Genomic DNA, 6,881 nt, shown 5'->3' on the forward strand with positions numbered 1-6,881 from the left:
CAAGATCGGGCCCACAGATCTTTGTGCGGCTTTGGCAGTGAACACCAGCGCAGCCGGATGGGTTTGCTATCTCAGTGTTGACACCGAGTGCGCCGCGCCACCATTATCCAGCCATATCCACGCAACGGGCTTGCCGGCATGTCCATTTCCAACCACGCCATTTTCGCTTCGGGCTTCATCGCCCAGGCAGGCGCGTGCGTTGCCGTTGCCAAGAAATCCAAGAAACAGCCGCTCATCTGACCGAGGCGCGCTGTCTCGTCAGGTGGGCTGACGAGACAGAAGGCGCCAGGTATCCCTGCCAGACCACTTCGACTCTTCGCCCTGCTGACGCTGACTTTCGGTCAACTTCAGGAGTTTTTGCATGTCGAATTTCCGTGGTATCTGGATCGCCCTCGTCACGCCAATGCGCGCCAATGAAATCGACTTCGCCACCCTGGAAAAACTGGTGAAGAAGCTGCTCGAAGAGGGTGTGGCCGGTTTTGTGGTGTGTGGTACCACGGGCGAGGCAGCGGCGCTGTCCAAGGCCGAGCAACTGGCCGTGCTGGACGCTGTGCTGGCCTTGGTGGAACCGGGCAGGGTGGTGATGGGCCTGTCGGGCTACAACCTGCGCGAGCTGTTGGCCTTCCAGGCTGAAATCCAGCGGCGTGACATTGGCGGACTGCTGGTCCCTGCACCGTGCTACATCCGGCCTTCGCAGGCCGGCATCGAGGCGTTCTTCAGCACCGTGGCGGATGCCGCCAGCGTGCCGGTGATCGTCTACGACATCCCCTACCGCACCGGGGTACGCATCGAGCGTGAAACCCTGCGCCGCATCGTGCGCCACCCGCGCATCGCGGCGGTGAAGGACTGCAGCGGCGACAGCGAGACCACCATGGCCCTGATCCAGGACGGCCACGCTCAGGTGCTGGCCGGTGAGGACGTGCAGATCTTCAACAACCTGTGCCTGGGTGGCGCAGGGGCCATTTCGGCTTCGGCGCATGTACGCGCCGACCTGTACGTGCGCATGCTGCAGCAGGTCGACCATGGCGACTGGGTAGCTGCGCGCGGCACGTTCTACCAGTTGGTGCCGTGGATGAAGATGGCCTTTACCGAGCCCAACCCGGCTGTGGTCAAGGCGGCCTTGCAGCTGCAGGGGCTGATGAGCGACGAACTGCGAGAGCCCATGCAGCCGTGCACCGAGATGACCCGGGGCAAGCTGCAAGGCGTGCTGGATTCGCTCGGTGCTTGAGATAGCACGGCACATAACTCATTGAATCAGCAGGGCCCCTGTGGGAGCGGCTTTAGCCGCGAACACCGGCGCAGCCGGTGCCATGCAGCGTGTTGGATTCTTCGCGGCTAAAGCCGCTCCCACAGGGTACGCGGATCGCTTGCTTCTGAATCTATGAAAGCGGCCTGGCCTCGCCAATCAGGATGTCTTCGAAAAACGCCCCGACCGGCTCGGTAGGGTGGCACAACTGGATCTCCAGCACCCACACCACTTCGCTCGGGACGATTTCCACCTCGGCCAGTTTGTCCTGCCCATACAGCACATGCGGGAAGTCGGCGATGCGATGCCCGGCCAGATTGCGCTCCAGCTGCCAGCCTTTTGCCTGGGCACTGCGCTCGGCGAAGTCGTACAGTTCGCGCCCGGTCAGGCCACGGCCCCAGGCCTGGCGGGTTTCGTCGAACACTTCATGCAGTGCCTTGACGCAGGCGTGGTGCAGATCGTGCTGGCCGAACACGAAGGTGTCGCCATAGTCGCCCTCATAGCCATCCCATACCGGGCCGACATCGACCACGACGATATCCGTGTTACGTAATACACGTTGCAGATCAATGCCTTGGCGCGGCGTGCGCACGGTGTCGTCGCCAAAGCGGATGTAGGTCGGGTGCCAGGTGTGCGATGCGCCCATTGCCTGCAATGTTTGCGCGGCCATCTCCAGCGCGTGGGCGGTGGTCATGCCGATTTTCAGCTGGCTGGCGATCGCTGTTACGGCCCGTACCGACTGCTCGCGGGCAGCGAGCATGCCGTCCAGCGAGTAGCGCGGGCCGACTTTTTCCAGCTCCGGGTGCAATGGGTTGGCTGTTGAAGCCTCGGGCGCCAGTGCGCCGCTGGCAACGAAAGCCTCCGCGACAAAACGATGGGGCTGCAGGCCTGCTGCGAGGCACTGCTCGCGAACCTGGCTGATCATCGTGGCATTGCCGCAGGCATAGACCTGGGTGTCGGCCCAGCGATGGGCCTGGGCCAGCGCCACCTGCTGCACGCGCGCCTGGTCCGACAGCACCGGGTGCCAGCGAAAGTGAGCGTGTGCACGGCTGGCCTGGTCGAGAAACTCACGGTCATAGAAGTCGGCTTCCGATCTGCCGCCCCAGTACAACGTGACCTCTGCATCACCTGCCAGGGCGGTCAGCAGCAATGGCTTGATGCCGGCGTAACCTGTGCCAGTGGCGAACAGCACCAGGGGCCGCTGGTCCTCGTGCTGCCAGGTGCAGGCACCCACCGGCCCTTCAAGTTTCAAGCTGTCACCTGCTTGCAGGGTTGGCAGCAGGCGTTCGGTAAACAGGCCGCCGCTTACCTTGCGGATGTGAAACACCAGTTGACCCTGGTCCTGGGCGGGCAGGTTGGCGATGGAAAAACAGCGGCTGTCGCCGTTGGCGAGCCGAAAGCGTACGTACTGGCCAGCCCTTACCGCCAACGGCTGTGCAGGCTGCAGCACCAGTTCGATGATATCGGCGCTCAGTTCGCGTTTGCCATGAACCTGCGCGTGGATTTCCAGCGCCTGGGTTTCCAGGGACCAGCCGGGGATTTCCAGGCGCATGTCGCTGCAGGCGTGGCTCTGGCACAGCAACATTTCGTCGGCGGCGAGGGGGTAGCAGGGCGCGGGCATGTCTGCCGTCCGCTGCTTGTCCCGATACTGCCCCGACACCACCTTGACCTTGCACGACCCACAGGCGCCGCGGCGGCATGAGAAGGGCACCGGCAGGCCGCTGGCGAGCATGGCATCGAGCAGCAGCTCCTGGCTGGCGTCGAAGGTTTTGCCCGAGGGCGACAATTCAATGACGTGGCGGTTCTGCATGGGCACCTCGGGGCAAGTGGAGGTTCGATTGTTGCTATAGTCCAGGACCAGTAGAACCTCCAGTTTCGGTTAATTCACATGGTCCAGCTTCGCAAATGGCAGCCGCTGCTCAAGCTCGACGGGGCGCAGCCGCAGGCTTCGTACAGGCAGATCGTCGAGGGCCTGGTAGCCGCGATCTCCGAGGGCCGCCTGCGCCCCGGCACGCCGTTGCCCGGCACGCGGGAAATGGCGCAACTGCTGAACGTCAACCGCAAGACGGTGATCCTCGCCTACGAGGAAGCCGAGACCAAAGGCTGGCTGGAAAGCGTGCAACGCCGTGGCACCTTCGTCAGTCGGCAGCTGGCGGCTGGCACCCAGGCCGAGCCCGACGCAGCGCAGCCCTTTGCCCTGGTGCTACAGGAGGAGCCTGCCGTTGCCTACTTCGCGGCCAACGAACAGGCTGCCGCGCAGCAGGACCGGCCGGGTGCGTTGTTCTTCGACAACGGTGCCTGTGACCACCGCCTGCTGCCGCAGACCGTTCCGCTGGAGCTGGCGCGGCAGCATGACTTTTGCGTGGGAGGAAGACTACGACCATGAGTACCACTTCGCCGGGCGGCCTTACCTGCCGCTGGCCAGCGACCGTCAGCAGCGGCACGTGATCTACATTGGCTCATTGTCCAAGTCCCTGGGCAGTACGTTCCGTTGCAGTTTCATCGTGCCGCCGGCGGAGGTGACCGTGGCGCTCGAACGCAGGGCGACGCTGACCCTTGGGGCAGGGTGATGCGGTGATGCAGCAGATGCTGGCGGACTTGATCAATGATGGCGAGCTGAAGAAGCACTTGCGTCGGGTTACCCGGGAGTATCGCCGGCGTCGAGAGACCCTGTTGGCTTGCTTGCACGATGCCTTTGGCGAGCAGGTAACCGTGCGCGAGCCGGAAGGTGGGCTGGCGCTGTGGGTGAGGTTTGCTGACGGGATCGATGTGGATCAGTTGGTTGGCAAGGCGTTGGAGTTGGACCTGGTGGTACGCAGTGGCCGGCAGTTTTCGCCGTTTGGTCATGCGGAAAATGCCCTGCGCCTCGGTTTCGCCTCGCTGGACATGGATGAAATCCGGCTGGCTACACAACGTTTGGCGCAAGCGGCGAAGGCGATTGCAACATCGGTCCAGCGCAATCCATGTGGGCGGTCACCCAGCCCTTTGGGTTGCGCTGTCGAGTAGAAAACTGAATTCGCAAGCGGTCCGCGTACCCTGTGGGAGCGGCTTTAGCCGCGAAGAATCCAACGCGGTGCATGGCACCGGCTGCGCCGGTGTTCGCGGCTAAAGCCGCTCCCACAGGGTCCCTGCTGATGCAATGAGTTATGGGTAGTTCCATGAGAGCTGACTTGCGGGTGATCACCGGCGCAGCCGGTGGCAAAGCAGGTCGATGGTGGCCTGACGCGCAGCGTCTGATCGCCGTCAGTGTGCAGCCGTCGGCAGCATGCCCGAGCCCTGGGCCTTGTGCGCGGCTTCTATCAGCTGCAGGTTGCGGCTGCGCAGTGCGTGATTGTTGCCAACACGCAGGTTGGAGCGAAGCGCCAGGGTTTCGGCCTGTTCATACTGCCCTTGCTGAAGGCGCAGAACGCCAAGGTAGTGCAGCGTTGCCGGGTTGTTCGGCTGAATGTGCAGCGCACGCTCCAGGGTGGCTGCCGCCTGGTCCAGTTGGCCGTCGGCATATTGTTGCGAGGCGGTTTCGATCAGCGCCGTCGAGGCATTGTTGCTGCGTGCGGGCGCGTAGCGTTCGCCGGCCAGTGCGCCCTGTGCCGTGATTGCGCTGAACAACAGGAGCAGGGCTGACAGAACAGGTGTGCTGGGCATCGGCGGTAGACTCGGCAGGGCTTGGGCAAGCCCCTGGCTGGAGGGCGAGGGGATGCTATCGACCGAATTGGAGCGTTGAAGTTCCCGGCTGGTCGGCTTGTTGCCTGTTGCCCGGTCTTTGCCTCGACAACATCTGTTCGGTTACCGCCCATAACCGCACTCCGGCGCCTCAAGCCTGAGGCAGTACCTCCGATAGCAGCACACCCACCGTCGAATCATCGACCAGAAGTGGTGCCAACAAGGAGTACTGCCCGCATGCTTGCCAACCTGAAGATCCGCACCGGAATGTTCTGGGTGCTGTCGCTGTTCAGCGTGACCCTGCTGTTTTCCACCGTCAGTGCCTGGCGGGCGGCGGTAGGCAGTGACCAGCAGATCACCGAACTGGACCAGACCGCGCACCAGTCGGACCGGTTGAACAATGCGTTGCTGATGGCGATTCGCGCCAGTGCCAATGTGTCCTCGGGCTTCATCGAGCAGCTGGGTGGTCATGAGGAAAGCGCCAACAAGCGCATGGCGCTGTCGGTCGAGCTGAACGACAAGAGCCAGAAGCTGGTGGACGAGTTTGTCGAAAACGCCCGCGAGCCTGCGCTGCACGCACTGGCAACCGCGCTGCAGGTCACCTATGGCGATTATGCCAAGGCGGTCGCCGGGCAGCGTGAGGCAACCCGTCAACGTTCGCTCGAGCAGTATTTCAAGGTCAACACCGACGCCGGCAACGCCATGGGCCGGCTGCAGGCACTGCGTCAGCAACTGGTCGGCGCATTGAGTGAGCGCGGTCAGCAGATCATGCTGGAATCCGACCGGCGCCTGGCGCGTGCGCAATTGCTGAGCCTGGGGCTGCTGGGCGTGACGCTGTTGTTGGCGGCGCTGTGCTGGGCCTTTGTTGCCCAGCGCGTGCTGCACCCGCTGCGCGAAGCTGGCCGGCACTTCCAGCGCATTGCCGGTGGCGACCTGAGCGTGCCGGTGCAGGGGCAGGGCGGTAACGAGATCGGGCAGCTGTTCCATGAACTTGAACGCATGCAGCAGAGCCAGCGCGACACCTTGGGGCAGATCAGCAGCTGTGCCAGGCAACTGGACGCAGCCGCCACGGCGCTGAATACCGTCACCGAGGAAAGTGCCAACAACCTGCGCCAGCAGGGCCAGGAGCTGGAGCAGGCCGCCACCGCCGTCACCGAAATGACCACGGCCGTGGAGGAGGTTGCGCGCAATGCCATCACTACCTCGCAGACCACCAGCGAATCCAACCAGCTGGCAGCGCAAAGCCGCCGGCAAGTCAGTGACAACATCGACGGCACCGAGGCCATGACTCGTGAGATCCAGGCCAGCAGCGCGCATCTGCAGCAACTGGTCGGGCAGGTGCGGGACATCGGCAAGGTGCTGGAGGTGATTCGCTCGGTGTCCGAGCAAACCAACCTGCTGGCGCTCAATGCCGCCATCGAGGCCGCCCGTGCGGGCGAGGCCGGGCGCGGCTTTGCGGTGGTGGCGGATGAGGTGCGTACGTTGGCGTACCGTACGCAACAGTCGACCCAGGAAATCGAGCAGATGATCGGGCGCGTGCAGGCGGGTACCGAAGCGGCCGTGGCCTCGATGCAGGCCAGTACCAGCCGCGCCCAGTCGACGCTGGACGTGACCCTGGCCTCGGGGCAGGTGCTGGAGGGTATCTACAGTGCGATCGGCGAGATCAACGAGCGTAACCTGGTGATTGCCAGCGCAGCCGAAGAGCAGGCCCAGGTGGCGCGAGAGGTGGACCGCAACCTGCTGAACATTCGCGAGTTGTCGACATCCTCGGCAGCGGGGGCGCAGCAGACCAGTGAGGCGAGCAAGGCGTTGTCGGGGTTGGTGGGGGAGATGACGGCGTTGGTGGGGCGGTTCAGGGTTTGAGGTCTGGCGGGCACCAGGCTGTGGGAGCGGGCGCACCCGCGAACACCGGCGCAGCCGGTGCCATCCACCGCGTCGCCTGCTTCGCGGGCATGCCCGCTCCCACAGGGACCTC

Annotated in this window: 4 protein-coding genes and 1 pseudogene; 3 read left to right on the forward strand and 2 right to left on the reverse strand. The window is 64.0% G+C overall.

Translation table 11 applies throughout. From position 1 onward, the window contains the following. Positions 1-361 precede the first annotated feature (361 nt). On the forward strand, positions 362-1,228 hold the full coding sequence (gene dapA, locus ACGLHT_RS27275; protein ID WP_137164284.1) for a 4-hydroxy-tetrahydrodipicolinate synthase: 867 nt from the start codon (positions 362-364) through the stop codon (positions 1,226-1,228). A gap of 151 nt (positions 1,229-1,379) precedes the next feature. On the opposite strand, the gene ACGLHT_RS27280 is transcribed toward dapA, so the two are convergent. Further along, the gene (locus ACGLHT_RS27280) at positions 1,380-3,056 is read right to left on the reverse strand and encodes an NAD(P)H dependent flavin oxidoreductase family protein (RefSeq protein ID WP_274119994.1); all 1,677 of its coding nucleotides are present in this window, start codon (positions 3,054-3,056) and stop codon (positions 1,380-1,382) included. 78 nt (positions 3,057-3,134) lie between these two features. Here ACGLHT_RS27280 and ACGLHT_RS27285 point away from each other — a divergent pair. Beyond that, positions 3,135-4,252 (forward strand): annotated as a pseudogene (locus tag ACGLHT_RS27285) (PLP-dependent aminotransferase family protein). 237 nt (positions 4,253-4,489) lie between these two features. Here the strand turns inward: ACGLHT_RS27285 and ACGLHT_RS27290 are convergent. After that, positions 4,490-4,888, reverse strand: coding sequence for a tetratricopeptide repeat protein (locus tag ACGLHT_RS27290; RefSeq protein ID WP_274119993.1), 399 nt, complete (start codon positions 4,886-4,888; stop codon positions 4,490-4,492). 255 nt (positions 4,889-5,143) lie between these two features. Between ACGLHT_RS27290 and ACGLHT_RS27295 the strand changes: the two genes are divergently transcribed. Next, a complete protein-coding gene (locus ACGLHT_RS27295; RefSeq protein ID WP_274119991.1) occupies positions 5,144-6,769 on the forward strand; it encodes a methyl-accepting chemotaxis protein in 1,626 nt (541 codons plus the stop codon). Positions 6,770-6,881: the final 112 nt, after the last annotated feature.

Origin of the sequence: Pseudomonas sp. PsB (assembly GCF_043658375.1) — a bacterium.
GTDB classification, from domain to species: domain Bacteria; phylum Pseudomonadota; class Gammaproteobacteria; order Pseudomonadales; family Pseudomonadaceae; genus Aquipseudomonas; species Aquipseudomonas putida_Z.